The sequence below is a fragment of the Halobacillus sp. A1 genome (genome assembly GCF_024189295.1).
Classification (GTDB): domain Bacteria; phylum Bacillota; class Bacilli; order Bacillales; family Halobacillaceae; genus Halobacillus_A.
Genome location: NZ_JAIZEN010000011.1, coordinates 22,808 through 49,291, shown reverse-complemented (window position 1 = coordinate 49,291; position 26,484 = coordinate 22,808). Strand labels below are relative to the sequence as shown.

Sequence of the window (26,484 nt, the reverse complement as noted above, 5' to 3'; positions counted from 1 at the left end):
GCAGGCGAATAACTGTGGTGGAAGAAGTAACTGAACAGGTGGATGATGCAGTAAACTACGTCACAGGCCCTGATTTATGGATGAGTTTAGGGCACGGGGCCTTAAAAATATTATTAATCTTGATCATTTCTTTTATTATTATAAAAGTAGGGAAACGAGTTATCGGCCAGTTTTTTGTTCAGCGCAGGCAGGGTCCTTTTTCTATTACAGCACGCAGGGAAGCGACGCTTAAAAAGCTTGTAGCTAATGCACTGAGCTATGTTGTTTATTTTACGGCATTCATTATGATACTGGAAACGTTCACGTTAGATATAGGCGCCCTGTTAGCCGGGGCAGGTATCGCAGGACTGGCCATCGGCTTTGGTGCTCAAAACCTCGTACGTGATATTATCAGCGGATTTTTCATCATATTTGAGGATCAGTTTTCCGTAGGTGATTTCATTCAGACCTCAGGGGTGGAAGGAATCGTCGAGGAAGTAGGCTTGCGGACGTGTAAAGTGAAAGGATGGACAGGCGAAGTGCATATTCTGCCTAATGGAAATGTGACGCAGGTTACGAACTACTCTATTCACAACAGCTTTGCCATTGTTGACGTCAGTATCGCCTACGAAGAAAATATTGAAAAAGCCGAGCAAGTGATGACCGATCTGCTGGAAGAGATGCCGGAACGCTACCCTCAAATGGTGGCGGTGCCTGAGTTGTTAGGCGTTCATAACCTCGCTGCTTCAGAGGTGGTTATCCGCATCATGGCGGAATGTGAACCGATGGAACATTATGCCATCTCACGGGCGATTCGAAAAGAAGTGAAAAACAGATTAGATGAAGTAGGAATTGAAATTCCATTCCCACGTTTGGTGATGTATTCTCGTCATGAAGAAGAGACGTCCCAGGAACCATCTCAAAAATAGGAGGCTGACTGTTTTGATGGATAAAACGTATCAGTTAAACGATGTCGTGCAAATGAAAAAAGCTCATCCTTGTGGGGAAAACCGCTGGAAGATCATTCGGATGGGCGCCGATATCCGGATTAAATGTGAAGGCTGCGGACACAGCGTCATGATTCCGAGGAAAAAGTTCGAAACGAAGATGAAAAAAGTATTAGAAACGAGTGAACAATAGATATTGTAGAGAAACCTATATAAGAAAATGGAATATTTGGTGAATGGAAACGTAGAAACAGGCTCTGTTTAGGGCTTGTTTTTTCATTTTCGCATAGGTTGTTATTTTCCTGTAGAGTATCTATAATTGGTATGACCAACATACATGTATGTAAATCCTTAAGGAGTGGAAGTTTTATATGGCATTAACAGCAGGAATCGTAGGGCTGCCTAACGTGGGCAAGTCTACATTATTTAACGCAATTACACAGGCAGGCGCTTTATCTGCGAACTATCCGTTTGCGACGATCGACCCGAACGTCGGGATCGTTGAAGTCCCGGATCCTCGTTTAGAGAAGCTGACTGAACTCGTGAATCCTAAGAAAACCGTCCCGACAGCATTTGAGTTTACCGATATCGCAGGCATTGTCAAAGGCGCAAGTAAAGGGGAGGGGCTGGGCAACCAGTTCCTGTCTCATATTCGTCAAGTGGATGCAATCACCCACGTCGTGCGTGCATTCGAAGATGAAAACATCACCCACGTTTCAGGTGAAGTCGATCCGATTATGGATATTGAAACGATAAATTTAGAACTTATCTTAGCTGATCTTGAAACAGTTTCAAAACGCTTGGACCGTGTTGCGAAAATGGCTCGTCAAAAAGATAAAGACGCCGTCGCGGAATATGCCGTGCTTGAGAAGCTGAAAGAAGGATTGGAAGAAGAAACACCCGCCCGTGCCATTGAGTTCTCTTCCGATCAGCAGAAAATCGTCAAAGGTCTTCACCTTTTGACTGCCAAGCCGATTCTTTACGTAGCGAACGTAAGTGAAGATGAAATTGGGGAAGGCGATAACGATAAGGTTAAAAGCATCCGCGAATTTGCTGAGAAAGAAAATGCGGAAGTCATCGTTGTCTGCGCAAAAATTGAAGCGGAGATCGCCGAGCTTGAAGGAGACGAAAAGCTTGAATTCCTTGAGGATCTTGGAATTGCTGAATCCGGTCTGGATCAGCTGATTAAAGCGACGTATAACCTTCTAGGGCTGGCTACGTACTTTACGGCGGGTGAACAGGAAGTAAGAGCCTGGACATTCAAAGAAGGCATGACAGCACCACAAGCAGCCGGAATTATTCATACAGACTTCGAACGAGGTTTCATTCGTGCGGAGACGGTTTCCTATGACGATCTAGTAGACGCCGGAACGATGGGTGCTGCGCGTGATCGCGGCCGTGTCCGTTTAGAAGGCAAGGAATATTTAGTGAAAGATGGCGACGTTATTCATTTCCGTTTTAACGTATAGGCGAGGATCTCTCCGTTAGCTGTTGTCAACTTAGTAGAATTTTGATATAATACAACATTGTGAGTAATGATAGTTAAATTACTCCTTGCTCCTTCATCGAGGAGGAGCCGTTAAGTCCATAAGGAGGTGAATACGGATGAGAAATTACGAAATCATGTACATCATCCGCCCAGATATCGAGGAAGAAGCTAAAACAGCTGTAGTTGAGCGTTTCAGCGGTATTCTTACGAACAACGGTGCGGAAATCGAGAACGTTAAAGAAATAGGTAAGCGTCGTCTTGCATATGAAATTAACGACTATCGTGATGGCATCTATGTAACGATCAACTTCACAGGTGACCGTGAAGCGATCAATGAATTCGACCGTCAAGCGAAGTTCTCGGATGATGTTATCCGCCACATCGCAGTACGTGAAGATGACAAATAAGGAGTGGTTCTGATGTTAAATCGTGTCGTTTTAGTCGGCAGATTAACGAGGGATCCGGATTTACGCTATACGCCAAACGGAGTAGCTGTTGCCAATTTCACTATTGCAGTGAATCGACCATTCTCGAATAACTCGGGAGATCGTGACGCAGATTTCATTAACTGTGTCGTTTGGAGACGAGCAGCTGAAAACCTCGCTAACTTTATGAATAAAGGCAGTCTTGTCGGTGTAGATGGACGTCTACAGTCCCGAAGCTTCGACAATCAAGAAGGCAAGCGTGTGTTTGTAACAGAAGTTGTTGCGGACAGCGTACAGTTCATGGAATCCAAAGGCGGTTCTTCACAGCAAGGTGGAGGCGGCAGCCAGCAAGGATACCAGCCAAATCAGAATCAACAACCAAACAATCCTAATCAGAACAACAATAATAATCGAAACGATGATCCATTCGCTGATAAAGGCGAACCGATCGATATTTCGGATGACGATTTACCATTTTAATTAAGGAAGGAGTGAATGCAACATGGCACGTCGTGGACGCGGTAAACGTAAAAAGGTGTGTTTTTTCACAGCAAACGGAATTACACACATCGATTTTAAAGATACGGACTTGCTAAGACGTTTCATTTCTGACCGTGGAAAAATTCTTCCTCGTCGAGTAACTGGAACTTCTGCTAAGTACCAACGTAAATTGACAAAAGCGATCAAACGCTCTCGTCAAATGGCTCTATTGCCTTACACTGCTGAATAATAGCGGTATAAAAAATCCGTGAAGTCTATTAGGACTTCACGGATTTTTTTATGTGATATTCATCAAATCTCTTAGTTCATCTTTATTGGAAAGTAAATCCTCCAGCGTATATTCCTCGAGCACCTCTAAAAAAGCGCGAAGGGCATCATTGAGAATATGCTTGAGCTTGCAGGCAGGAGTAATGACACAGTAGTTCGTTTCACGGTCAAAGCACTCCAGCAGATGGAAGTCGTCTTCCATGGCTTGCACCACATATCCTACATTGATTTCAGATGGCGGCTTCGCTAAACGGATGCCGCCGCTTCGCCCTCTGATCGTTTCAAGCAGTCCCAGTTTATTAAGCTTATGGATGATTTTCCCTAAGTGGTTTTCCGAGATATGGAAAACGTCAGAGATCTCTTTTTTATTGGCTAACTCCCCTTCAGGTTTCGAAGCAGTATAGATCATGACTCGTAAAGCGTAATCTGTATATTTCTTTAAACGCATAGGCTGATACCCTCATTCTGGTTGGTTAGTATTTTATATTTTATCACAGGGAGCGAAGTGTGTCCTTTTTTAGTGTTTTCTGTTCAAGACCAGCCTCTTTCTACTTTCTTTTTGATAAGGCCATGTTAAAGGTGGTTGTTGATATTGATAAGTGAGTTATTCAACAATATGGCAGGATACTTTAAGACTCAGTTTCGAGATAACCAGGGTTCGTGGCTGTAATGAGAGTCTGGTGTGGTTGGGAAGCTACTCGCTTTCCTGTGGGGGAAGTGGCGAGCTTCCTCGGGCTTTTCAGCCCTGTGGGATCTCGCCTACATCCTTCTCCCACGGGAGTCTCGCAGCTTCCCAACCACACCAATCGATATGAGATGAACGATCCCTCTTATACCGTTCTTTTAAATTTATTTTTATCTCCGCCATCTCAGCCCAGTCCATGCCCCGCTGAACGAAGTGCTTCCGCTTTCAAAGGTAGGAGCCTCGCACATTTCTTAAAACCCTTTTCATTTCCGTGAAAGCAAGCTAGAAATGAACCCTTTTTGTAAGAAGGTGCTTCTTCTTTATCCATGTTCGTTTTTTGGTGAGCGGTTGTTTCTAGGGATAAACCGCTCAATATCAAGTTTTTATCATAACTGTCGCGCAGCATCTGACATCCTGAAATCGGTGTTTCCGTACCCCCTAATTATCGCAAAGAGCTCCGGGAAATTACGAGACTCCTGTGGGAAAAGAGTGCTTGGTGAGACCCCGGAGAGCGAAGCTCGAGGAGGCTCACTGCGCTCCCACGGAAAGGGAGTGATTTCCCGGAGCTCTTATCTCTATTAAACATAACGGAAACAGGCCAAACATCTCGAAACTGAGTCTTCCACTAAAGGGAGCTTAAGTGAATATCAACACGGAACTTTAATATTGCTTTTGATAAAGTTAACAAACTGTCACAAAAGATGTATTTTATATATTGCTTTTAACAGTCATTCCTTTACAATAAAGGTGTATAGAAAATACACCTTAAAATAAAAGGAGTTTTTACGATGAGTACTAAAAGTCCTTATGAATTAAGTGAAAAAACGATTACAACTGTAAAATCTACTGTACCTGTACTAGCGGAGCATGGCGAAGCGATCACCACTCACTTCTATAAGCGGATGTTTGCGGACCATCCTGAATTAAAGAACATATTCAACATGACCAATCAAAAAGCAGGGCGACAGCCAAGAGCGCTCGCCAATGCTGTGTATGCAGCAGCACAGCATATCGATGACTTAACAGCCATATTACCGACCGTCAATCAAATTGCTGAAAAACACCGAAGCTTACAAGTGAAGCCAGAACATTACCCGATCGTGGGAAAATACTTATTAATTGCGATAAAAGAAGTACTTGGGGATGCTGCAACGGATGATATTATGCAAGCCTGGGAGGAAGCTTATGGAGCGATCGCACATGCTTTTATCCAGGTAGAAGAAAAGAAATATGAGCAGGCGGTCGCCCAGGATGGAGGTTGGAGCGGTTATCGTAACTTTAAAATAGCTAAAAAAGTGAAAGAAAGCGCCGTGATCACCTCTTTCTATTTAGAGCCTGAGGATGGGAAGAAGATTACATCTTATCACCCGGGTCAATATATTACGGTTCAAATCAATATGCCGCACAGTGAATATACACATTTACGCCAGTATAGCTTATCCGATGCACCCGGTAAGGGATATTATCGAATCAGTGTGAAAAGAGAAGAAGCGGGTCCGGGACGACCTGAAGGAGTAGTCTCCAGCTACTTGCATGATCAGCTGGAAGAAGGTGCTGTACTGCCGGTCACAGCTCCTGCGGGTGATTTTTACTTGAATGAGGAGAATCATGAGCCGCTCGTATTGATTAGTGGAGGTGTCGGACTGACGCCGATGATGAGCATGCTGAATCGTATGGTTCACCAAAATTCGGATCGTGATGTTTACTTTGTTCATGCGGCTCACAATCAGGAAGTCCACGCTTTTAAGGATGAAGTAGCTGATTTTGTGAAAGAATCACCTTCCGTCCAGGCTAAGGTCGTGTACAGTACCCCAGGCACTGAGGATAGCGCATATGACAGGGAAGGGCGCATCGATCTGCCATGGTTGAAATCGGTCGTTCCTTACGATGCAGAATTCTATTTCTGCGGCCCTGAAGGCTTCATGCGGGAAGTCCATAGCTCCTTGAAAGAATGGGGAGTCCCAGACGAGCAAATCCATTATGAATTCTTCGGTCCGGAATTAAGCTTGCATTAAAAAAGAACCAGCGGCGCCGCAGCGCTGCTGGTTCTTTTGTTTATTCTTCTACGTAAGCCCATTTGAATTCAAGTTCAGGACCAGTAGCTGTCGTAAATACGCCTTTGATCGAAGGTCTGAATAGCTGAGCCTTAGAGTCCTGATACATCGGAGCGACCGCTGCATCTTCTTCTAAAAGGATTCGTTCAGCTTCAAGGAACGCTTCGAAACGTTGATCAGGATCCTGGGCGTATTCGCCATTGGCCTGCTCAATAAGAGCGTCATATTCTTCGTTCACATAGTTCATGTTATTGTTTTGTCCGCCTTCAAGATACATGTTCAAGTAGGTGTTCGGGTCCACGTAGTCTGGTCCCCATGTCGCGGCCTCAATCTCAAATTCTGAGTTTTGGTCACGCTCGACACGTTCGTTGAATGGAACCTCAAGCACGTTGATCGTCAGACCTTCCAGGTTTTCTTCCAGCTGGTTTTTGTAATAAGCCAGCACGTTACTGGATGTTCCTGTATCATCACCAAGAAGCTCTATTTCCACTGAGTCTGTACCTAGTTCTTCTAGTGCGGCGTTCCAGTGCTCTTGAGCCTGCTCTACGTTATGTTCTACAAGCGGGCCTTGAGCATCGCGGAAATCTTCTTCACTATCCGGCATGTTGACGAAATTGGATGGAACATAACCTTCAGCAGGTACAGAACCATCATTTAAGATGACGTCTACAAGGCCTTGACGGTCAATCGCCATGGAAATGGCTTTGCGTGCATCCACGTTAGCCAGAGCTTCGTTCGCTTCCTGGTTAAACTTGAAGAAATACAAGTAAGGTTTCTCTGCGACGTTAAAGTCTTCAGTTGTCGAGTACTCGTCAACAAATTCAGCGTTCAATTCTGTTTGATCGAGCTCACCAGATTCATATAAGTTAACGCCTGTTGAAATTTCTTTGATGATCTGGGCGTTCACTGCATCCAATTGTACAGCATCTGCATCCCAGTACGTATCATTTTTCTCAACGGTCCAGCCTTCACTGTGGTCCCATGAAGTCATTTCAAAAGGTCCGTTAGATAAGGTATATTCAGCTTCTGTACCGAAGTCGTCCCCATGCTCTTCAACAAAGCTTTCGTTTAAAGGCATGAATGTACCAAACACCGTCATAGATTCAAAGTATGGTACAGGCTGCTCTAAATTCACTTCTAATGTATGATCATCCACTGCCGTTGCGCCTAGCTCGTCCAATTCAGCTTCACCGTCAGCGATGGCCTGGGCGTTTTCTATGACCCCTCCTAGGAAATAGGGACCGTATTCAGAACCAGTATCCGGATTCACTGCACGCTGCCACGCATAAACAAAATCATCAGCCGTTACAGGATCGCCGTTTGACCATTCGGCGTCTTCTCTCAGATTAAAGGTCCACGTTTCTCCATCTTCACTTACGGAACTGTCTTCAGCGATACCTGGTGAAAGATTTCCTTCTTCATCCAATCGATAGAGGCCTTCTAATGTCTCTCCTGCCCATTGGAAAGCTACTGTGTCTGTAATTAATGAAGGATCCATACTGGAAATCTCGCTTTTAGCCGATACGGTGATTTCCTGTTCGGCGCTGCTGTCGGATCCGTCTCCTCCGCTGTCAGCTCCATCCTCTCCGTCTGATCCGCTGTCATCCCCGCTGCACGCGGCAAGAAATAATGACAGCATCAAGACGACCATAAGCCAAAGGCTCTTGTGGTTCCTCAATAAAAACTCCCCCTAAATATTTAAATTTTCAAAAAATAAATACCTTTCAAATTATACCGAAAATACAATTAATTATCAGCATTTACCAAATAGAAAAAAAAGAAAAAAACGTTTTATTCAGAACCTTTCAATAAGATTGACAATGACAGTTCATTTGATAGGATAAAGGAATATCAATTCATTTCTACCGTATAAAATGATTTGTACGCGTAGCATGTACAGGAGGGACAGTTAGCGATGAATCGCGAGTGGGAGATATTGCAAATACCAGGCCCGACCCCTATTCCGCCAAGTGTGGATCGGGCGATGAGTCAGCCGATGATCGGCCATAGAGGTCAGAAATGTAAAGCACTGATGGAGGATCTTGCTCCAAGATTGAAACCGATTTTTGGTACTACAGGGGATGTGCTGGTGCTTTCCAGCAGCGGAACCTCAGCATTGGAAGCGGCAGTAGTTAATACGACATCAGCCGGGGACGAAGTTATTGTAGTAGTCGCCGGAGCATTTGGTGAGCGTTTTGCAAAAATATGTGACACGTATGAGCTCAACGTGCATCGCATAGATGTAGAGTGGGGAAATGCTGTCCAGGTGGCGGCCATTGAAGAGCAGCTCCAGGCCCACCCAAACGTCAAAGCTGTGTTTGTCACTCATTGTGAAACGTCAACCGGTGTCATGCATCCTGTAGAAGAAATTGCCGAGCGTGTACATGAAGTAAGCGAGGCTCTTGTCATCGTGGATGGAGTGTCCTCAATGGGCGGTGCTGCTCTGGACATGGATGGATCTGGAATCGATCTCTTAATCTCAGGATCCCAAAAAGCGATGATGCTTCCTGCAGGATTGGCCTTTGCAGCTGTCAGTGATCAGGCGTGGAGGGTGATCCACGAGAATCCAAGACCACGTTTTTATTTAGACCTGCGAACTTATAAGAAAAGCCTTGATTCCGGGCAAACCCCTTTCACACCGGCTTTATCCTTATTATTCGGACTTCAGGAAGTCCTGAGCCTTATAGAAGAGGAAGGTTTGGAGAAGGTACATGAACGCCATCAGATCATGAAGGAGATGACTCGTGCGGCTTTTCGAGCGTTGAATGTTCCTTTACTCGTTTCCGAGGAAGACGCTTCTTCCACCGTCACATCGGTGCGCCCGCAAACATTTAAAGCGGAACAGTTCAGAAAAATAGCCAATGAAGAATTCGGCTTAATGACTGCCGGCGGGCAGGGGCATCTTAAAGGTGAAATTTTCCGTGTCGGTCATATGGGATACTCACGTCCAACAAACGTTTTACAATATATAAGCATTATTGAAGTCGTCTTAAAACGTCTCGGCCATGATTTCGAACAAGGTGCAGGGACGGCCGCTGCACAGGAAGCCTATTTACAAGCAACGAGGGAGTTGGACTAAATGTATCGTGTACTAATAAGTGATCCGTTAAGCGAAGATGGAATTCGTCCATTATTGGAGGCTTCCGACATTGAAGCTGTCATGGAAAGCTCTTTATCCTATGACGAACTGTTAAAAGAAATCAGCACGAGTGAAGCGCTGATCGTACGAAGCCAAACGCAAGTCACTCGTGAAGTGATCGAACACGCCCCGAACCTTAAAGTGATCGGACGTGCCGGGGTCGGTGTTGATAATATCGATTTAGATGCAGCGACCGATCACGGGGTCGTCGTCGTGAATGCTCCAGATGGGAATACGATTTCAACGGCTGAGCACACGATGGCCATGCTCATGTCACTGGCCCGTAATATTCCACAGGCTTATCACCAGTTGAAACAGAATCGCTGGGAGCGTAAGAAGTTTGTCGGTGTCGAATTGAAAAATAAAACCCTCGGCATCGTCGGGTTCGGTCGTATCGGACGCGAGGTAGCCCACCGTGCGAAAGGACACCGGATGAACGTCATTGCTTTTGATCCGTTTTTAACGGAAGAAAAAGCAGATAAAGCGGGCGTTCAGTACGGCACATTGGAAGAAGTTCTCCAGCAGGCGGACTTTCTTACCGTTCACACCCCTTTAATGGAAAAAACGAAACATTTGATCAATAAAGATACTCTGCAATTGATGAAACCCGGCGCGCGTATCCTGAACTGCGCACGCGGAGGAATCATCGAAGAGGACGCTTTGTACGAAGCGATAGAAAAAGGGAAAATCGCAGGGGCCGCTCTTGATGTATTTGAAGAGGAGCCGGCGATCGATCACCCGCTACTTTCGCTTGAAGAAGTCATTGCGACTCCACACTTAGGCGCAAGTACGGTCGAGGCCCAGGAAAATGTGGCAACGGACGTAAGCCTTGATATCATAGATTTATTGCGTGGAGGAGCTGTGAAGCACCCTGTGAACATGCCGTCCGTATCGGCAGAAATGATGGAAAAACTAGCTCCTTATTTTGTGCTTTCTGAGAAACTCGGAAGCTTCTTATCTAATGTGACAGAAGGAGCGCTTGAGAAGCTGACGGTCTATTATTCCGGCGATTTGCTCGACGTGGATACGACGCCTCTTACGCGAATCTCTGTTAAAGGGATTTTAAAACGTTACATCGGTGACCGCGTTAATGACGTCAATGCTTATAAGACTGCTTCGGATAAAGGCATTGTTGTGAATGAGCAAAAGTCGACGTCCACTAAAGGGTTTACGAACCTTGTGACGATTGAAATTGAAACCGATAAGGAAAAACGCACGATTTCAGGTACGCTGCTCAATGGGCTGGGTGCTCGAATCGTGAAGCTCGATGACTATTCCATCGACGTTGTACCGGATGGTCATTTAATCGTCATTCACCATAAAGACCAGCCTGGTGCGATTGGACGCGTCGGAAGCCTGCTCGCTGAACGTCACGTCAACATTGCGACCATGCAGGTGGGCCGTGCCATCCAGGGCGGAGACGCCGTCATGGTGCTCACGGTGGATAAGGCCGTGGATGAAGATTGTCAGGAGAAGCTTTCTGGAGTAACTGATATTAACCAGGTGCAATGTTTAACTTTATAATAGAAGTGCCCGGCAGATGGTCTAACCATTTGCCGGGCTTTTTTGTGGGGTAAATGTTTCTATTAATTGTTCTTGTATAGAGAATTTGAAAGTTTGTATTACAAGCTAGCGAGATAACCTGGGTTCGTTGCCGTATTGAAAGTCAGGGGTGGTTGGGAAGCTACTCGCTTTCCTGTGGGGGAACTGGCGAGCTTCCTCGGGCTAAAGCCCTGTGGGATCTCGCCTACCTCCTTCTCCCACGGGAGTCTCGCAGCTTCCAACCACCCCATTGCGAAATGGAAAGAACGAACCCTTGGTATTGGAATAGAAAAGCCTTTCGAGCTCTCCTCTAAGCTAGAGCGCTTAGCAACTAACGAGTTTTGTAAGTAGACATCGAACCACTCTCTTAACTAAAAACGATATTCTGCACAGTTCCCACTCAAAAAGAACTGTGCTTCACAAAAAGTACTTTATCAGATATTTCCGTGATCCTCACAAAAGCAAGAAGGTACGGGAAATTGCGAGACTCCTTTCGTAAAAGCCGTAGCGCTTTGTTCAGCGGCGTATGGACTGGACGGAGTTGGTGGAGATAAAGGAAACACGAAGAACGAAGAGATTCGACACAAGTCTTGCCAGCACCAAAAAAATCAGGCGTATTCAAATCAAAAGAAGCGGAAGGCGGCATAAGACCTGCTTTCTTCTATCGAGCACGTTACCTTTGACATCCTGCAGGAAGGTTGGTAAATTTAATCCTGATTAATCGTATCGACATTAAAAGGAGTGTGGAAATGGCACAGCATACAGAGAAAGTATCTAAGCCTCGACGTTTATTATTTCGGGCGTTGGACGGAATTGAATGGTTGGGGAATAAACTTCCTTCCCCCTTATTACTTTTCGCATGTCTAGCTTTCATTATTATTATATTATCGGGAATATTCTCTGGCGTCTCCGTGACGAATCCGACAACGGATGAAGTGGTGGAGGTCAAGAATCTATTCAGTAAGAGCGGACTCGAATATATATTTACGAGTGCCGTAGATAATTTCATAGGATTTGCACCTTTAGGGGCTGTCCTAGTGACGATGCTTGGGATTGGATTAGCTGAGCAGACAGGATTGATCAATGCCTCATTAAAAAGCATCGTATTCTCCTTTCCCAATCGTCTTCTAACAGCAGCCCTCGTGTTTGCAGGGGTAATGTCCAGTGTCGCTGTAAACGCAGGGTACGTCGTTCTGCCTCCGTTAGGAGCGGTGCTCTTTCTAGGGCTTGGACGTCACCCATTAGCTGGACTGGCCGCAGCTTTTGCCGGTGTATCCGGCGGGTTTGGAGCCAATTTAGCTCTTACGTCAACGGATGCGATCTTGCAGGAGTTGACGGCTGAAGCGGCACGTACGATAGACGCAGGGTATGCAGATACCATAACGGTAACGATGAATTACTTCTTTGCTGCAGCCTCCGTCCTGCTTATTACGTTCATAGGCACATGGGTAACTGAGAAAATAGTCGAGCCGCGGTTAGGAAAATATGAAGGCGAGGAAGAAGGAGATATTGAAGAGTTGACCTCCCAGGAGAAGAAAGGGATGCGTCTTGCGGGAATCGGCTTCCTTCTCACTTTCGCTCTTATGGCCTATTTATCCTTTGGCCCATTAAGAGGGGACGGTGCCTACATTGAATCTCCGTTCTTCAATGCACTCGTATTTGTCATATTTATTTTGTTCCTCGTTCCCGGTCTCATTTATGGAATCGCAGTGAATGAAATCAATAATGATAAAGACTTGACCCGTCTGCTTGGAAAAACGATGGCAGCGATGGGAGGATACATTGCGCTGGCGTTTACCGCAGGACAGTTCATCGCTTACTTTGGCGAAACGAACCTCGGAACGGTGATCGCTTTTCGCGGAGCGGATTTCTTGAATAGTACAGGGTTTGACGGCATCAGTTTAATTCTGACGTTTTTAGGTTTGACGATGCTGATCAACTTCTTTATTGGCAGTTCTTCAGCTAAATGGACGATTTTAGCTCCGGTATTTGTGCCCATTATGATGAACTTAGGGTATTCCCCTGAATATACGACCTTGCTTTATCGGATCGGGGATTCGGTCACGAATATGATCACACCATTGCTCCTCTATTTTCCTGTCGTGATCGCCTTTGCGCAGCGTTATAATAAAAACTTGGGCATAGGGACACTGATTGCTATGATGATTCCATATGCGGCGGCCTTCTTAGTAGGCTGGCTGATTTTATTATCCATTTGGACTTTGTTCGGAATTCCTGTAGGCCCAGGAGCACCGATCACGTATTAAAATGACCCGCATCGAATGTAAAAATCCCGCGTCTCCATATGTAAAGGAGACGCGGGATTTTAAAGTTTCAGCGAAGATTAGTCGATTTTCTCGACGTGCGCTTCTCGCTGCGTAAAGACATGAACTTCATCATAGCCGACAGAACGCGCGAATTCGATCGCTTCATCGTAGGCGTAGCCGATGTGGTCAGGCTTATGCGCATCGGAACAAAGTACGATCCCGATGCCTTTTTCCTTACAAATACGTAATAGTTCAGGATCTGGATACATTTCTCCGACTGGTTTTCTCAGCCCTGCCGTACTGATCTCAATGCACGTGCCCGTTTTGGCTAAAGCGTCTGCCGCACGTTCGTACTGTTCACGTAGAAATTCACGGTCATCCGGCTTGTAGCCGAAAACTTTAATGACGTCGATATGACCGACGAAATCAAAGAGTCCTGATTCAGCGAGCGTTACAATCCGATCAAAGTACTGACGGTACACTTCGTGAAGATCACGGTTTTCATATTCCTCACGATAGATAGCTAAATCGATGCCCCATTCATTGATCCAGTGGACAGATCCGATGACATAATCGAACGGGTGAGCATCAATAAAAGCTTTCATTTCTGCTTCTTTCCCCGGGGTGTAGTCCATTTCAATGCCCATTTTAATCGGGAGGCCCGCTTCATTCGCTTCGTCAAACATGTTCTGATACGTTTTGAAATCCAGCGTTCGGCGGTTATCCACCCATGGATTTGAAAGAATATCCTTCGTCTCCTGGAAAAAATAAGCGTGTTCTGAAATTCCTAGTTCCTGAATGCCTTCCTGCTTTGCTTTGTCGATATAAGTACGTAGATAGTCGACGGATAAATCGCCGGTTTCTGCCATATGAACGTGATAATCTGTGCGCATGGTTGCCTCCTAGGTTCTAAGTGATGAACCCATCATACCAAACTAGCAACCTATAAACAAAAGGACACAATTTTGAAAAGCTGAGGAAGGAAGATAGGTTGTTTCCTATGTTAGAATAGGGAAGCTAGCATAGAAAAATGAGGTGCACAACATTATGAATGATACAAGAAAAATTACTGAAGGGGCTTTAATGACAGGGGCTTATCTGCTATTGTTATTGATAATTCTATTCACACCTGGATTTATCGGGTCTTTCTTCCTATTTGTATTACCGATTCCATTTATTTTTTACAGTTACCGGCACGGGTGGAAGTCGGGGATCCTTGTATTTACGGGAAGTCTTATTTTCACCCTTTTATTTGCGACGGTTTTTTCCTTGCCGATCACATTACTTGCGGGGATTGGCGGATTGTTTGTGGGAGGGGCGATGCATAAGAAGCGCGACCCTTATGAAACGTGGGCTCAGGGATCCATCGGTTTCATCATCGGCATCGTTTCCGTCTATTTGATCACTCAGCTGTTCATGGGGCTGAACTGGGCGGAAGAGATCCGCAATGCATCGCAGGAAGCCTTTTCGATGACAGAAGGGTTGCTCGGCTCGTTCGGCGGAGGAGAAACCTCAGAAGAACAGTTAGCCAGCCTTGAAGAACAAGTGCAGGCCCTGCCCGACTATATCCCAAGCATTCTTGCTATGATGGGAATTGCCTTTGCGTTTATCAGCCAGTGGCTCAGCTATAAAATTATCAATCGTGTGGAGGGGAAGAAGTTTTACTTTACTCCTTTTCGTAACTTTAACCTTCCGACTTCCGTATTATGGTATTACTTTTTTGCGATGATTTTTACGTTCGTGTTCGCGGAAAGTGATAATATTTGGTATTTAGCAGCGATTAACGTCTATACGTTAACGGGAACCTTTTTAGTGTTACAAGGGTTTGCTTTCATCTTTTACTATACTCATGTAAAAGAGAAATCCAAAGCACTGCCGATTTTGGCGATTGCAGGTTCTTTGCTTTTACCGACAATTCTAATGTATCTTGTGCGAATCTTAGGTATAATTGATTTAGGGTTCTCTCTTAGAAAACGATTAGAGACGAAGAAATAAAGTGCGCTGTACTTGATGGCAGGAGATGAATGACATGCCGAATTTTTTTAAAAAACCGACGATGAGCGGACATCTATGGGTCATCTATACAATTTCTCTTATTCTTCTTGGGTTCATTTGGTACTATCAATGGATGCTGGGCTTGATGATGACGCTCCTTCTAGCAGGTTCGATCTTCTATAGTGTTAGAACCGAGAAGCATATGATCAGCGAAACAGAAGAATATATATCGACTCTTTCCTATCGTGTCAAAAAAGTGGGAGAAGAGGCGCTATTAGAAATGCCTATCGGAATTGTCCTGTACAGTGAGGATTATAAGATAGAGTGGGCCAATCCTTATATGAACAAGTTCACAAGTGAGGGGACCATTGTAGGTGAATCTTTGAACGAACTGTCAGAAGATTTGATTTCGAATATCAAGGAGGGTCACGGTGAAGCGTGGCTCGAGATTGATGACTATAAATTGCAGACGTTAGTGAAAAGGGATGAACGTCTGCTTTACTTCTTTGATAGGACGAATCAGACGAAGATCCACAACCTGTACAAAAATGAACAAACCGTCCTTTCGGTCATTTTCCTCGACAACTATGAAGAAATTACGCAAGGGATGGAAGATACGGCTAAAAGTCAGATCAACTCTCAAGTGACATCCATTTTGAATAAATGGGCCAGTGATTACGGGATTTATTTAAAGCGCACCTCTCAGGAGCGGTTCATGGCGGTCATGAACCAGGAAATATTGCGGACGCTTGAGCGGAACAAGTTTGAAATCCTTGATGAAGTCAGGGAATTGATCACCGATCAAAACGTGCCTCTAACGCTCAGTTACGGGATCGGAGTCGGGCCGGTAGCTCTTCCCGAACTCGGTGAACTGGCGCAGTCAAGTCTTGATCTGGCGCTAGGACGCGGCGGTGATCAGGTAGCGATCAAAGACGATACAGGCAAAGTTCGCTTCTACGGAGGTAAAACCAATCCGATGGAGAAACGGACACGTGTACGCGCCCGAGTCATCTCTCACGCGATGAAGGAGCTCGTACAGGAAAGTGAGCGTGTGTTGATCATGGGCCATAAATCTCCGGATATGGATGCGATAGGAGCCTCCATCGGAATTTTGAAAATCGCTCAGGCGAACCAGAAGGAAGCTTTCATCGTACTTGATCCGGAAGATATCGATACAGGGGTCCAGCGGATGATCGAAGAAATCGAGAAGGATGATGAGCTGTGGTCCCATTTTATAACGCGTGAAGACGCGCTTGATCTTGTGACGAATGAAACGCTCATAGTCGTGGTCGATACGCATAAACCATCTCTCGTCCTTGAAGAGAAGCTGCTGACAAGAACCGAGCACGTCGTCGTCATCGACCACCACCGCCGGGCGGAAGAATTCATTTCTGATCCGACGCTCGTGTATATGGAACCATACGCCTCTTCGACGGCTGAACTCGTCACCGAGCTGTTAGAGTATCAGCCGAAGAAGCTGAAACTGTCGATGCTTGAGTCCACCGCCTTGCTGGCAGGGATCATCGTCGATACGAAGGCATTTACGCTCCGAACAGGCTCGCGGACCTTCGATGCGGCTTCTTACCTTCGATCTAAAGGGGCCGATACCGTCCTCGTCCAAAAATTCATGAAAGAAGATCTGGATGTGTACGTCAAACGAAGCCGCTTAATTGAGAAAGCGAAAATTTACCGTGATGGCATTGCGATTGCTGCCGGGGATCCTAAGGAAATCTTCGGACCTGTCGTCATTGCCCAGGCAGCAGATACGCTGCTTACGATGACTGGAATTGTATGTTCATTTGTCATATCCGAACGGAAAGATGGGCGGATCGGCATCAGTGCCCGGTCGCTCGGCGATGTCAACGTTCAAGTCATCATGGAACGTATGAATGGGGGCGGGCATCTGACGAACGCCGCCACCCAGCTTGAGGACACAAATATTGAAGATGCGAGAGCATTGCTGCAAGATATAATTGACGAGTATTTTGAAGGAGGAGACGAACAATGAAAGTAATTTTCACATCAGATGTTAAAGGAAAAGGTAAAAAAGGAGAAATTAAAAACGTCTCTGACGGTTACGCCCGCAACTACCTATTGAAAAATAATCTGGCCGTTGAAGCGACAGGCGGAAACATGAAAGCCCAGCAGGCTAAAGATGCGAAAGAAGAACAAAAAGCTGAAGAAGTGAAGAAGGAAGCGGAACAGCTGAAGGAAACACTTGCTGATATGGAAGTGAAGCTCGTTGCGAAATCAGGAGACAGCGGCCGCTTATTCGGATCGATCACAAGTAAGCAGATTGCTGAAGAACTGAAAAAATCACACAATATCAAAATCGATAAACGTAAAATCGAACTGGACGAACCGATCCGTACACTTGGCTATACAAATGTGCCTGTGAAGCTTCACAACGAAGTGACAGGGACGATTCGCGTGCATATTGAAGGGAAGTAATTGTCCTTCATCTAGAGGAGGAAACAGCTTGTGAGTGAAGTATGGAATGACCGTACCCCGCCGCACAATATTGAAGCCGAGCAGGCGGTTCTTGGTGCTGTCTTTTTAGAACCTGAAGCGATGTCGACAGCAGCTGAATATTTGCTCCCGGAAGACTTTTACCGGGCGAGTCACGAGCGGATCTTTGAAGTCATGCTTAACCTGACGGATCGAGGCGATCCGATCGATTTAGTCACCGTGACGACAGCGTTATCCAATAACAAAGTATTAGAAGAAGTAGGCGGCGTTTCCTATTTGAGCGACATTGCAAACTCCGTTCCTACCGCAGCTAATATTTCGTACTATACGAAAATCGTAAGTGAAAAATCGACGCTGCGCGGCCTGATCCGTACAGCGACGAATATCGTAACGAGCGGCTTTGCCGAAGAAGAGAATATTGAAGATGTCTTGAATTCCGCGGAGAAAGAAATTTTAGAAGTCTCCCAGCGAAAAGATTCCAGCGCCTTCAAAAACATTAAAGACGTGTTGATCGATGTTTATGACAACATTGAAATGCTGCATAACAGTGATGGCAACGTCAATGGAATTCCAACAGGCTACCGTGATCTCGATCACATCACCTCCGGATTCCAGCGTAATGACTTGATTATCATCGCGGCGCGACCTTCGATGGGTAAAACAGCATTCGCTTTGAACATCGCACAGAATGTAGCGGTGAATTCCGATGAAAACGTAGCAATCTTCAGCCTGGAGATGGGCGCCGATCAGCTCGTTTCCCGTATGCTTTGCGCAGAAGGCAACATCGACGCTCAGCGTCTGCGGACAGGCAGCATGGAAGCCGAGGACTGGAATAAGCTGACGATGGCAATGGGAAGCCTGTCGAATGCCGGCATTTTCATCGATGATACACCAGGTATCCGAGTCAGTGAAATTCGTTCTAAATGCCGACGTCTTAAGCAAGAACACGGACTTGGTATGATTCTTATCGACTACTTGCAGTTGATCCAGGGAAGCGCGAACTCCAAAGAGAACCGTCAGCAGGAGGTTTCTGAAATCTCGCGTTCCTTAAAAGGGCTGGCCCGTGAATTGAATGTTCCTCTGATTGCCCTATCCCAGCTTTCCCGTGGGGTAGAATCGAGACAGGACAAACGACCGATGATGTCGGATTTGCGTGAATCGGGGTCGATCGAGCAGGATGCCGACATTGTAGGCTTTTTGTATCGTGATGATTATTATGACCAGGAATCCGAGAACCAGAATATTATTGAAATTATTATTTCCAAACAGCGTAACGGCCCGGTCGGAAACGTCGAGCTTGCGTTTGTGAAGGAATACAACAAGTTCGTCGATTTGGATCGGCGCTATAGTGATGCTGATGTCCCGCCTGCGTAAGGGCGGGATTTTTTTATTCGTCAAGTTATTTTATTGATGTGATTTCGAGACATATGGTAAGTGGATCAGGGCGGCGGGGAATGGCTCGCTTTCCGTGGGAGCGCGGTGAGCTTCCTCGGACGTACCGTCCTGCGGGATCTCACCCAGCACTCTCTTCCCACAGGAGTCTTCACCATTCCCCGCCGCCCCTCCCTATAAATGTGCCTCTAACATGCATGTTTTCTTTTTGGTCAGTGGTGGCAACTATTGCATAGACTACATGCGTGCTACAAAGCTCTCGCGCTTAGGTTTATTAATGTAGGAGGTAAGCTGCTTTTATTGAAGGGCTTGCAAGCTGCATCATGGATGGGGGTGGTGTCTTTCTTGTGCTAGCAATGGTCTGAGTAAAGAACAGCTTTTTTCATTGTTCTTAGGTTCTAATGTCCTTTTATAGGTGTTTCCGTTCTACTAATATGGTAAAGAGCTCCGGGAAATTGCGAGACTCCTGTGGGAAAAGAGTGCATGGGGAGACCCCGCAGAGCGTTAGCTCGAGGAGGCTCGCCGCGCTCCCACGGAAAGGGAGTGATTTCCCGGAGCTCTAACCTCTGTTAATCTTAACGGAAACCGCTCTTATCATAAATGAACTTCAACGCTGAAGTTTAATAGAGCCATTCACAAAAAAGACGACCGCCCTCTCATCGCAAGAGGAACGACCGCCTTTATCTATATTCATCACCTTCCGTTACGCCTCCCCGCAATCAGGAGTTACGCCGGATGAAGTGGATGAACCTATTTCAGCCACAAATCAATCGCATGAGCGACCCCATGCTCATCATTCGTTTTACTTACAAAGTCACTCGCTTCGATGACGACGTCGCGCGCATTGCCCATAGCTGCGCTTTGACCGGCCGCTTTCATCATCGATAAATCATTCGGACTGTCCCCGATCGCTGCCGTGGCGCTCATCGGAATCGAGAAGTGAGCAGCCAGCTTCTCTAAAGCTAAGCCTTTGGAAGCGTGCTTATGCTCCAGCTCGAAATTGTGCAGCGCAGAGCTGACGAGGGTCAAATCCTCGTAATTCTCGAATTGCTTCCAGCCTTGTTGCAGCTTATCCTGTTCAAACGAAAAAGCGAGCACGTTGTAAAGTGGCGACCCTGATTGCAATATGTCTTCATATGATTCCACCTGCACGAACCCTGTTTGACCGAACTGCTTCAAAAGGGAGTGCTCGAGATCAGAAATATCAGCTTCCGGGTTAGCGCTTCGTATCCGATCGAGCTCGATGTAAAGCAAATCCCGGCCGTTTTCCGGAGTCAGTATCGAAGTATCGCTGAACACTTCATAATAAAAGTTTTTCTGATCGAGCCATTTTAAAATGTGTGCCGCGTCATCGTGAGCGATCGGCACCGAATCGAAAAGCTCTCCCTCAGGGGTATGGATCGTCGCTCCATTCGCCCCGATCACCCATGTCTTAAGCCCGGTCTTTGAAAATACTTCACGCACGTCGAATTCCGCGCGGCCGGTAGCTACAACGACCTCCACTCCTTTAGCCCGGGCCTGTTGAATCGCCTGTACATTTTCTTCGCTGATCCGGCTGTCGCGGTTTAATAGTGTCCCATCTAAATCTATCGCAATCATTTTCATATCTTAGTCCTCCTCCGTTACTAACAGCTCTACGTCATGAGTTTTGAGCAATTGTTGGAACTCCAGGCTCGGCGTCCGGTCCGTGATCAATAAATCAACATCTTTAAGTCCGGCATATTGATAAAAATCGGTGACTCCAATTTTCGTATGGTCGGCGAGGACCGTCACCTGCCTGGCCTGCTCCGTCATTTTGCTTTTGACCATACCGTCCTCTTCATGGGCGATCGTCAATCCGTGTTCTGAGATGCCGACCACTCCGATAAATGCATGATCGACGTTATATTTTGAAAGCCTGTCGGTAACAGACGTTCCATATAAAAAGCGATGCTCCTTATTCAGCTGGCCGCCTAATAAATGAATGTGAGCCTGCTTTTTATCCGATAAAATATCAGCCAGGTTAATTGAATTTGTGACGACCGTAATATCCAAATCCTCTAGCTGGGTGGCGCAAGACTGCACCGTCGTCGATGCATCAAGAATCACTTTGTCGCCACTGCGCAGAAGGGAAGCCGCTTTGCGCCCGATCGCGAGCTTTTCTTCAGAAACGGTGCGCAGCCGGTTCGTGTAGTCCTTTAATTCGTGGTGAGTCGTCGGCAGGATTGCCCCTCCGCGTGTGCGCACGACCGCCTGCTGCTCTTCAAGCTTGACGAGATCCCTTCGCGCGGTATCTCTAGACACCTCGAAAAGCTCACATATCTTTTCAACGGAAATTCTGCGGGTATGCTGTAAGTAGTTCATGATTTCAATGAGACGTTCTTGTTGATACAAGGTAAGCCGCTCCTCTTATTCATCTATTTATATAAGTTATTGTAAGTAATTATAATTAATAATACAAGTAAAATAAGTTATTGTAAGTATTAGTGCGTTTTGTGGAAATCCTATCCTGATATCTTGAAATCGAACATTATAACTTGAATAAAATTAATTGTTCGGTTTTTACATTGACGTTCTTTCCTAAAATTGATAAACTGACGTTGGAATAAATGAAACAGTAAATTAACAGGCGGAGGTGCCTTATGTCTTCAGTAGTAGTTGTCGGAACCCAATGGGGCGACGAAGGTAAAGGTAAGATCACTGATTTTCTATCACAGAATGCCGAGGTTGTCGCTCGTTATCAAGGCGGAAATAATGCCGGGCATACCATTAAATTTGACGGTGTCACTTACAAATTGCACTTAATTCCCTCAGGAATATTTTTTGACGATAAAGTTTGTGTATTAGGCAACGGAATGGTCATCGATCCGAAAGCCTTATTAGAAGAATTAAAATACTTACACGATAAAGGCGTATCTACAGATAACCTGCGCATCAGCAATCGTGCCCACGTCATTCTTCCCTACCACTTGAAGCTGGATGAGCTGCAGGAGGAAGAAAAAGGCGCAAACAAAATCGGCACAACGAAAAAAGGAATCGGTCCTGCGTACATGGACAAAGCCGCACGTACAGGCATCCGAATTGCTGACCTTATGGATAAAGACGCGTTCCGTGAAAAATTAGAGCAGAACTTAGCGGAGAAGAATCGCTTATTTGAAAAAGTGTATGAATCGAAGCTGTTTACTGTCGAAGAAATTTTAGAAGAATATTACGAGTACGGTCAGGAAATCGCAAAGTATGTATGTGATACATCTGTCGTCTTAAACGATAACTTAGATGAAGGCCGCCGCGTTTTATTTGAAGGCGCGCAAGGTGTCATGCTTGATATCGACCAGGGTACGTATCCATTCGTGACGTCCTCTAATCCGATTGCTGGTGGAGTGACGATCGGTTCAGGTGTCGGCCCATCAAAAATCAAACACGTCGTCGGCGTATCTAAAGCGTACACGACTCGTGTCGGCGATGGTCCTTTTCCAACTGAATTAGAAAATGAAACCGGCGATCAAATCCGTGAAGTCGGCCGTGAATACGGTACAACAACAGGCCGTCCGCGTCGTGTCGGCTGGTTCGACAGCGTCGTCGTCCGTCATGCCCGCCGTGTGAGCGGCATTACCGACTTGTCTCTGAATTCCATCGACGTTCTAACAGGTATCGAAACGCTGAAAATTTGTACAGCCTACAAATATAAAGGCGAAATTATGGAAGAGTTCCCAGCCAGCCTTAAAGTGTTAGCTGAATGTGAACCCGTCTATGAAGAAATGCCAGGCTGGACGGAAGACATTACGGGAGTGGAGACACTGCACGAACTGCCCGTCAACGCCCGTAACTACTTAGAGCGCGTGTCTCAGCTTACAGGCATTCCGCTTTCTATCTTTTCTGTCGGCCCGGACCGTTCTCAAACAAACGTCGTCCGCAGCGTATACAGTGAATAGTTTTTAAAATGGCACGTCTTCCTTATAATAAAGGGAGGCGTGTTTTTGATAGGTAAAAGAACACATACTACTTACGAAGGAGGACGTACACATGAAACGAATCAGCGTATTTGCCGGCTCCAGTGCAGGAAACGACCCGGCATTCACAGAGCATACAAAAAAACTCGGAGAAGCTTTTGCAGAGAAGAATATAGAGCTCGTCTATGGCGGCGCGCAAAGTGGACTAATGGGAGTGTTAGCTGATGCGATCCTTGAAGCAGGAGGAAAAGTGACAGGCATCATGCCGACCCCTTTATTTGAAAAGGAAATCGTCCATCAAGGGCTCACCCAATTTATCGAGGTAGAGACGATGCACCAGCGAAAAGAAAAAATGAGTGAGCTTGCTGACGGATTTATCGCACTTCCTGGAGGGTTCGGAACATTTGAGGAACTGTTCGAAACGATCACGTGGGCGCAAATAGGTCTTCACGTCAAGCCGATTGGAGTATTCAATATCGAAGGGTATTATACTCCCTTGATGGAGCTGCTCGATCATGCGATAGAAGCCGGATTTGTGCGGGCCGCAAACCGAAGCCTGCTTATCGAATCTACTGAGTCCCACGACTTGCTTTCGCTTCTTGAAAACAAGGCAGACGAATAGATTCATGAAAAAATATATTGCGTAATAGGAAACCCATATGGTATGATATTCTTCGTTGCGGTAAAGAAGTCATACTGGTCCGGTAGTTCAGTTGGTTAGAATGCCTGCCTGTCACGCAGGAGGTCGCGGGTTCGAGTCCCGTCCGGACCGCCATTTTTATTTATCCGCAGAACATCATTAAAAATTTCATCTATCATGGCTCGGTAGCTCAGTCGGTAGAGCAACGGACTGAAAATCCGTGTGTCGGCGGTTCGATTCCGTCCCGAGCCACTACTTGAAGCGTCAGCATACAATATGCTGACGTTTTTTTATATAAGTCGTTACATAACCGTAATATAACATACAAATTTTACCTTAAAAAAGTGTAAAAATACACAAAAAGAATAAATATAAAACAAATGCATGAGATATTTACCAGCTATATTATAAATTCATTACATCTTTTTCATTTTCAACACTAGTCTTTCTACCTATGGTAAATTGAAAAAGTGTCAAAAAATACGAGAATATACAAATAAAAAGAAAAATAGAGAGAGATTTGACATAGGGGGATTTGTACGTGAAAGAGACGACGGGCCTTTGGAAAAAGGCCTTGGCCATTGCTTTGCTTGCGATGACATTGAGCTTTGGTACGGTGTATGCCGAGGATAATCTAGAGAATATTTACCACGTCTACATAGACGGTAAACATCTAGGTCTTGTGGAAAATAAAGCAGATGCCGAGGAATATGTGGACCAACGCTTAGGAGAAGCGCAGGACAAGCATGAAGATGTAGATGTAGAGCTTTTAGAAAAAGTAACCTATGTACCTGAGAAACAGTTTTCTCCATCGGTTGAAACAGAGGAGACGCTCCGTGAACTTGAAGAAGAAATAGAAATAGCTGCATCAGCCGTTAGTTTAGTCGTAGAGGACGAAACAGTCGCTCACCTGGCGAACGAAAAAGATGCAGATAAAGCTCTTCAGCGTTATAAAGAGAAATTCGTCGATGAAGAGGATCTTCAAGCCCTGGAAGAGCGTTCCGATGAGGAGAAGCCGGACGTTGAAGATAAGACTATTATGGATGTCGAGCTGACGAAGCAGGTCAAACAGCAAGAGAAGCTTGTAGACCCTTCTGAGATCCAACAGGTGGACGACGCTGTAGAGATTTTAGAGAAAGGCGTCCCTGAACAAACGGTACATGTGGCTGACGAAGGCGAAGATGTGGAAGATCTGACATCTGAGTACGATGTGTCGAAAGATGAATTGTTACAGGATAACCCTGAATTAGATGAAAGTGATTCCTTATCTAAGGATGAGGAAATCGATATTACAGAAACCGAACCTGTAACAGAAGTTTCAGTTAGAGAAGAAGGTATTAAAAAAGAGAAAATCCCTTACGAAACAGAAATAGTCGAAACCGACGACTTAGAAAAAGGGAAAAAAGAGACGAAACAAAAAGGTCAAGACGGCGAGAAAGAAATACATTACTACAAAGACAAAAAGAATGATCGCACGATGGACGAAGGCACGATAAAAGAAAAAGAGATAAAAAAGCCTGAAAAAGAAATTATTCTTAAAGGCACAAAAGTGATCCCTTCGAAAGGGTCGGGCAATTTCTCATGGCCGGCCGTCGATGGATCGATCACAAGTAAACAGGGTGAACGTTGGGGTAAGTATCACAAGGGGATCGATATTGCAGGGGTAAAAGACAGAACAATTAAGGCTGCTGATCACGGGAAAGTCATCGAGGCCGGTAAAGATGGAGCGTACGGAAATAAAGTAGTCATTGATCATAACAATGGGTACGAGACGACGTATGCTCATCTGGAATCTATTGATGTAAATGAAGGTGACACTGTCGAAAAAGGTTCTTCTCTTGGAGACATGGGAACAACCGGACGCTCGACTGGCGTACACTTGCATTTCGAAATTCATAAGGATGGCTCATTGGAAAATCCTTTGGACCACATATAAACGAGAAGCTGCTATGATTTCATAGCAGCTTTTTTCTACTGGATAAGACATTTTCATCGAAATAAGTTAAAATGAGGGAAAGCACTGAAGTTGAAAAAAGGAAGTGACTGAATAATGGCACAGAAAATTTTAGTAGTAGATGACGAAAAGCCAATTGCTGATATATTGAAATTCAACTTGGAAAAGGAAGGCTATGAAGTGGTGTGCGCTTACGATGGCGATGAAGCGATCCGTAAGGCTGATGAGGAAAATCCTGAACTGATTTTACTCGACATCATGCTTCCTAATAAAGATGGAAATGAAGTGTGTCGTGAGGTTCGAAAAACTCATGCGATGCCTATAATTATGCTGACCGCTAAAGATGCAGAAATCGATAAAGTATTAGGATTGGAAATGGGCGCGGATGATTATGTCACCAAACCGTTCAGTAACCGCGAATTGATTGCTCGTGTAAAGGCGAACTTACGCCGCCACCAGCAGGAACCTGAGGATTCTTCCCAGCAGTCTAAAGACATTACGATCGGGCGTCTGGTCATTCACCCGGATGCTTATACCGTGACGAGAGATGGTTCGCACATCGAACTGACGCACCGTGAATTTGAGCTGCTCCATTATCTGGCCCGTCACACTGGACAGGTTATGACGCGTGAACACTTGTTAGAAACGGTATGGGGCTATGATTATTATGGTGACGTTCGTACCGTGGATGTGACCGTTCGACGCTTGCGCGAAAAAATAGAAGAAAGCCCCAGCAATCCAATGTGGATCGTAACACGACGAGGGGTCGGGTATTATTTAAGAAATCCAGAGCAGGAGTAGTGTTTGTGT

General features: G+C 45.5%; 23 protein-coding genes and 2 tRNA genes. 20 read left to right on the top strand and 5 right to left on the bottom strand.

Annotated features, from left to right (window positions below; all coding sequences use genetic code 11):
* Nucleotides 1-17 precede the first annotated feature (17 nt).
* The 6 genes from LF817_RS12590 (at nucleotide 18) to rpsR (ending at nucleotide 3,570) form a co-directional block, all read left to right on the top strand.
* A complete protein-coding gene (locus tag LF817_RS12590) occupies nucleotides 18-908 on the top strand; it encodes a mechanosensitive ion channel family protein (protein ID WP_253936172.1) in 891 nt (296 codons plus the stop codon).
* Nucleotides 909-924: 16 nt separating this feature from the next.
* Nucleotides 925-1,119, top strand: a complete 195-nt coding sequence (locus tag LF817_RS12585; protein ID WP_253936257.1) for a DUF951 domain-containing protein — start codon at nucleotides 925-927, stop codon at nucleotides 1,117-1,119.
* Between the two features lie 178 nt (nucleotides 1,120-1,297).
* Nucleotides 1,298-2,395: a redox-regulated ATPase YchF gene (ychF, locus tag LF817_RS12580; protein WP_253936171.1), complete on the top strand. Its 1,098-nt coding sequence runs from the start codon at nucleotides 1,298-1,300 to the stop codon at nucleotides 2,393-2,395.
* Between the two features lie 136 nt (nucleotides 2,396-2,531).
* Nucleotides 2,532-2,822, top strand: coding sequence for a 30S ribosomal protein S6 (gene rpsF, locus LF817_RS12575; RefSeq protein ID WP_253936170.1), 291 nt, complete (start codon nucleotides 2,532-2,534; stop codon nucleotides 2,820-2,822).
* A gap of 12 nt (nucleotides 2,823-2,834) precedes the next feature.
* Complete coding sequence (ssb, locus tag LF817_RS12570; RefSeq protein ID WP_253936169.1) at nucleotides 2,835-3,320, top strand: single-stranded DNA-binding protein; 486 nt, start codon at nucleotides 2,835-2,837, stop codon at nucleotides 3,318-3,320.
* 22 nt (nucleotides 3,321-3,342) lie between these two features.
* Nucleotides 3,343-3,570 carry a 30S ribosomal protein S18 gene (gene rpsR, locus LF817_RS12565; protein WP_244755351.1) on the top strand — a complete coding sequence of 76 codons (228 nt, stop codon included), beginning with the start codon at nucleotides 3,343-3,345 and terminating at the stop codon, nucleotides 3,568-3,570.
* A 48-nt stretch (nucleotides 3,571-3,618) separates the two neighbouring features.
* Here rpsR and LF817_RS12560 read toward each other — a convergent pair whose 3' ends face one another.
* Nucleotides 3,619-4,056, bottom strand: coding sequence for an Rrf2 family transcriptional regulator (locus tag LF817_RS12560; protein ID WP_253936168.1), 438 nt, complete (start codon nucleotides 4,054-4,056; stop codon nucleotides 3,619-3,621).
* A gap of 1,025 nt (nucleotides 4,057-5,081) precedes the next feature.
* On the opposite strand from LF817_RS12560, the gene hmpA reads away from it, so the two are divergent.
* Nucleotides 5,082-6,308: an NO-inducible flavohemoprotein gene (gene hmpA, locus LF817_RS12555; RefSeq protein ID WP_253936167.1), complete on the top strand. Its 1,227-nt coding sequence runs from the start codon at nucleotides 5,082-5,084 to the stop codon at nucleotides 6,306-6,308.
* A gap of 40 nt (nucleotides 6,309-6,348) precedes the next feature.
* Here the strand turns inward: hmpA and LF817_RS12550 are convergent, their stop codons facing one another.
* Nucleotides 6,349-7,998: a peptide ABC transporter substrate-binding protein gene (locus LF817_RS12550; RefSeq protein WP_253936256.1), complete on the bottom strand. Its 1,650-nt coding sequence runs from the start codon at nucleotides 7,996-7,998 to the stop codon at nucleotides 6,349-6,351.
* Between the two features lie 264 nt (nucleotides 7,999-8,262).
* Here LF817_RS12550 and LF817_RS12545 point away from each other — a divergent pair, with 264 nt between their 5' ends.
* The 3 genes from LF817_RS12545 to LF817_RS12535 all read left to right on the top strand — a co-directional run bounded on the left by LF817_RS12545 (nucleotide 8,263) and on the right by LF817_RS12535 (nucleotide 13,295).
* A complete protein-coding gene (locus LF817_RS12545; protein ID WP_253936166.1) occupies nucleotides 8,263-9,426 on the top strand; it encodes a pyridoxal-phosphate-dependent aminotransferase family protein in 1,164 nt (387 codons plus the stop codon).
* Nucleotides 9,427-11,010, top strand: a complete 1,584-nt coding sequence (gene serA, locus LF817_RS12540) for a phosphoglycerate dehydrogenase (RefSeq protein ID WP_253936165.1) — start codon at nucleotides 9,427-9,429, stop codon at nucleotides 11,008-11,010.
* Between the two features lie 767 nt (nucleotides 11,011-11,777).
* Nucleotides 11,778-13,295: an AbgT family transporter gene (locus LF817_RS12535; protein WP_253936164.1), complete on the top strand. Its 1,518-nt coding sequence runs from the start codon at nucleotides 11,778-11,780 to the stop codon at nucleotides 13,293-13,295.
* A 77-nt stretch (nucleotides 13,296-13,372) separates the two neighbouring features.
* Here the strand turns inward: LF817_RS12535 and LF817_RS12530 are convergent, their stop codons facing one another.
* On the bottom strand, nucleotides 13,373-14,188 hold the full coding sequence (locus LF817_RS12530) for a histidinol-phosphatase (protein ID WP_253936163.1): 816 nt from the start codon (nucleotides 14,186-14,188) through the stop codon (nucleotides 13,373-13,375).
* A 154-nt stretch (nucleotides 14,189-14,342) separates the two neighbouring features.
* Here LF817_RS12530 and LF817_RS12525 point away from each other — a divergent pair, with 154 nt between their 5' ends.
* From LF817_RS12525 to dnaB, 4 genes are read left to right on the top strand one after another with little or no spacing between them, the layout of a single operon-like run.
* A complete protein-coding gene (locus LF817_RS12525) occupies nucleotides 14,343-15,290 on the top strand; it encodes a YybS family protein (RefSeq protein WP_253936162.1) in 948 nt (315 codons plus the stop codon).
* Nucleotides 15,291-15,324: 34 nt separating this feature from the next.
* The gene (locus LF817_RS12520; protein WP_253936161.1) at nucleotides 15,325-17,298 is read left to right on the top strand and encodes a DHH family phosphoesterase; all 1,974 of its coding nucleotides are present in this window, start codon (nucleotides 15,325-15,327) and stop codon (nucleotides 17,296-17,298) included.
* Nucleotides 17,295-17,741, top strand: a complete 447-nt coding sequence (gene rplI, locus LF817_RS12515; protein ID WP_253936160.1) for a 50S ribosomal protein L9 — start codon at nucleotides 17,295-17,297, stop codon at nucleotides 17,739-17,741. Before LF817_RS12520 ends, rplI begins: the two co-directional genes overlap by 4 nt.
* A gap of 30 nt (nucleotides 17,742-17,771) precedes the next feature.
* Nucleotides 17,772-19,133, top strand: a complete 1,362-nt coding sequence (gene dnaB / locus LF817_RS12510) for a replicative DNA helicase (protein WP_253936159.1) — start codon at nucleotides 17,772-17,774, stop codon at nucleotides 19,131-19,133.
* Nucleotides 19,134-19,901: 768 nt separating this feature from the next.
* Here dnaB and LF817_RS12505 read toward each other — a convergent pair.
* Nucleotides 19,902-20,756, bottom strand: coding sequence for a Cof-type HAD-IIB family hydrolase (locus tag LF817_RS12505; protein WP_253936158.1), 855 nt, complete (start codon nucleotides 20,754-20,756; stop codon nucleotides 19,902-19,904).
* A gap of 3 nt (nucleotides 20,757-20,759) precedes the next feature.
* Nucleotides 20,760-21,524, bottom strand: coding sequence for a DeoR/GlpR family DNA-binding transcription regulator (locus LF817_RS12500; RefSeq protein WP_253936157.1), 765 nt, complete (start codon nucleotides 21,522-21,524; stop codon nucleotides 20,760-20,762).
* A 248-nt stretch (nucleotides 21,525-21,772) separates the two neighbouring features.
* Here LF817_RS12500 and LF817_RS12495 point away from each other — a divergent pair, with 248 nt between their 5' ends.
* From LF817_RS12495 to yycF, 6 genes are all read left to right on the top strand, one after another.
* Nucleotides 21,773-23,062 (top strand): adenylosuccinate synthase, encoded by a 1,290-nt coding sequence (locus LF817_RS12495; RefSeq protein ID WP_253936156.1) that lies wholly within the window; start codon nucleotides 21,773-21,775, stop codon nucleotides 23,060-23,062.
* A 91-nt stretch (nucleotides 23,063-23,153) separates the two neighbouring features.
* Nucleotides 23,154-23,702 carry an LOG family protein gene (locus LF817_RS12490; protein WP_253936155.1) on the top strand — a complete coding sequence of 183 codons (549 nt, stop codon included), beginning with the start codon at nucleotides 23,154-23,156 and terminating at the stop codon, nucleotides 23,700-23,702.
* A gap of 76 nt (nucleotides 23,703-23,778) precedes the next feature.
* Nucleotides 23,779-23,855, top strand: a tRNA-Asp gene (locus LF817_RS12485).
* Nucleotides 23,856-23,899: 44 nt separating this feature from the next.
* Nucleotides 23,900-23,972: transfer RNA gene (locus tag LF817_RS12480), tRNA-Phe, on the top strand.
* A gap of 289 nt (nucleotides 23,973-24,261) precedes the next feature.
* Nucleotides 24,262-25,656, top strand: a complete 1,395-nt coding sequence (locus tag LF817_RS20430; RefSeq protein ID WP_253936154.1) for a peptidoglycan DD-metalloendopeptidase family protein — start codon at nucleotides 24,262-24,264, stop codon at nucleotides 25,654-25,656.
* Between the two features lie 114 nt (nucleotides 25,657-25,770).
* The gene (gene yycF / locus LF817_RS12470; RefSeq protein WP_253936153.1) at nucleotides 25,771-26,475 is read left to right on the top strand and encodes a response regulator YycF; all 705 of its coding nucleotides are present in this window, start codon (nucleotides 25,771-25,773) and stop codon (nucleotides 26,473-26,475) included.
* The last annotated feature ends 9 nt before the right edge of the window (nucleotides 26,476-26,484 follow it).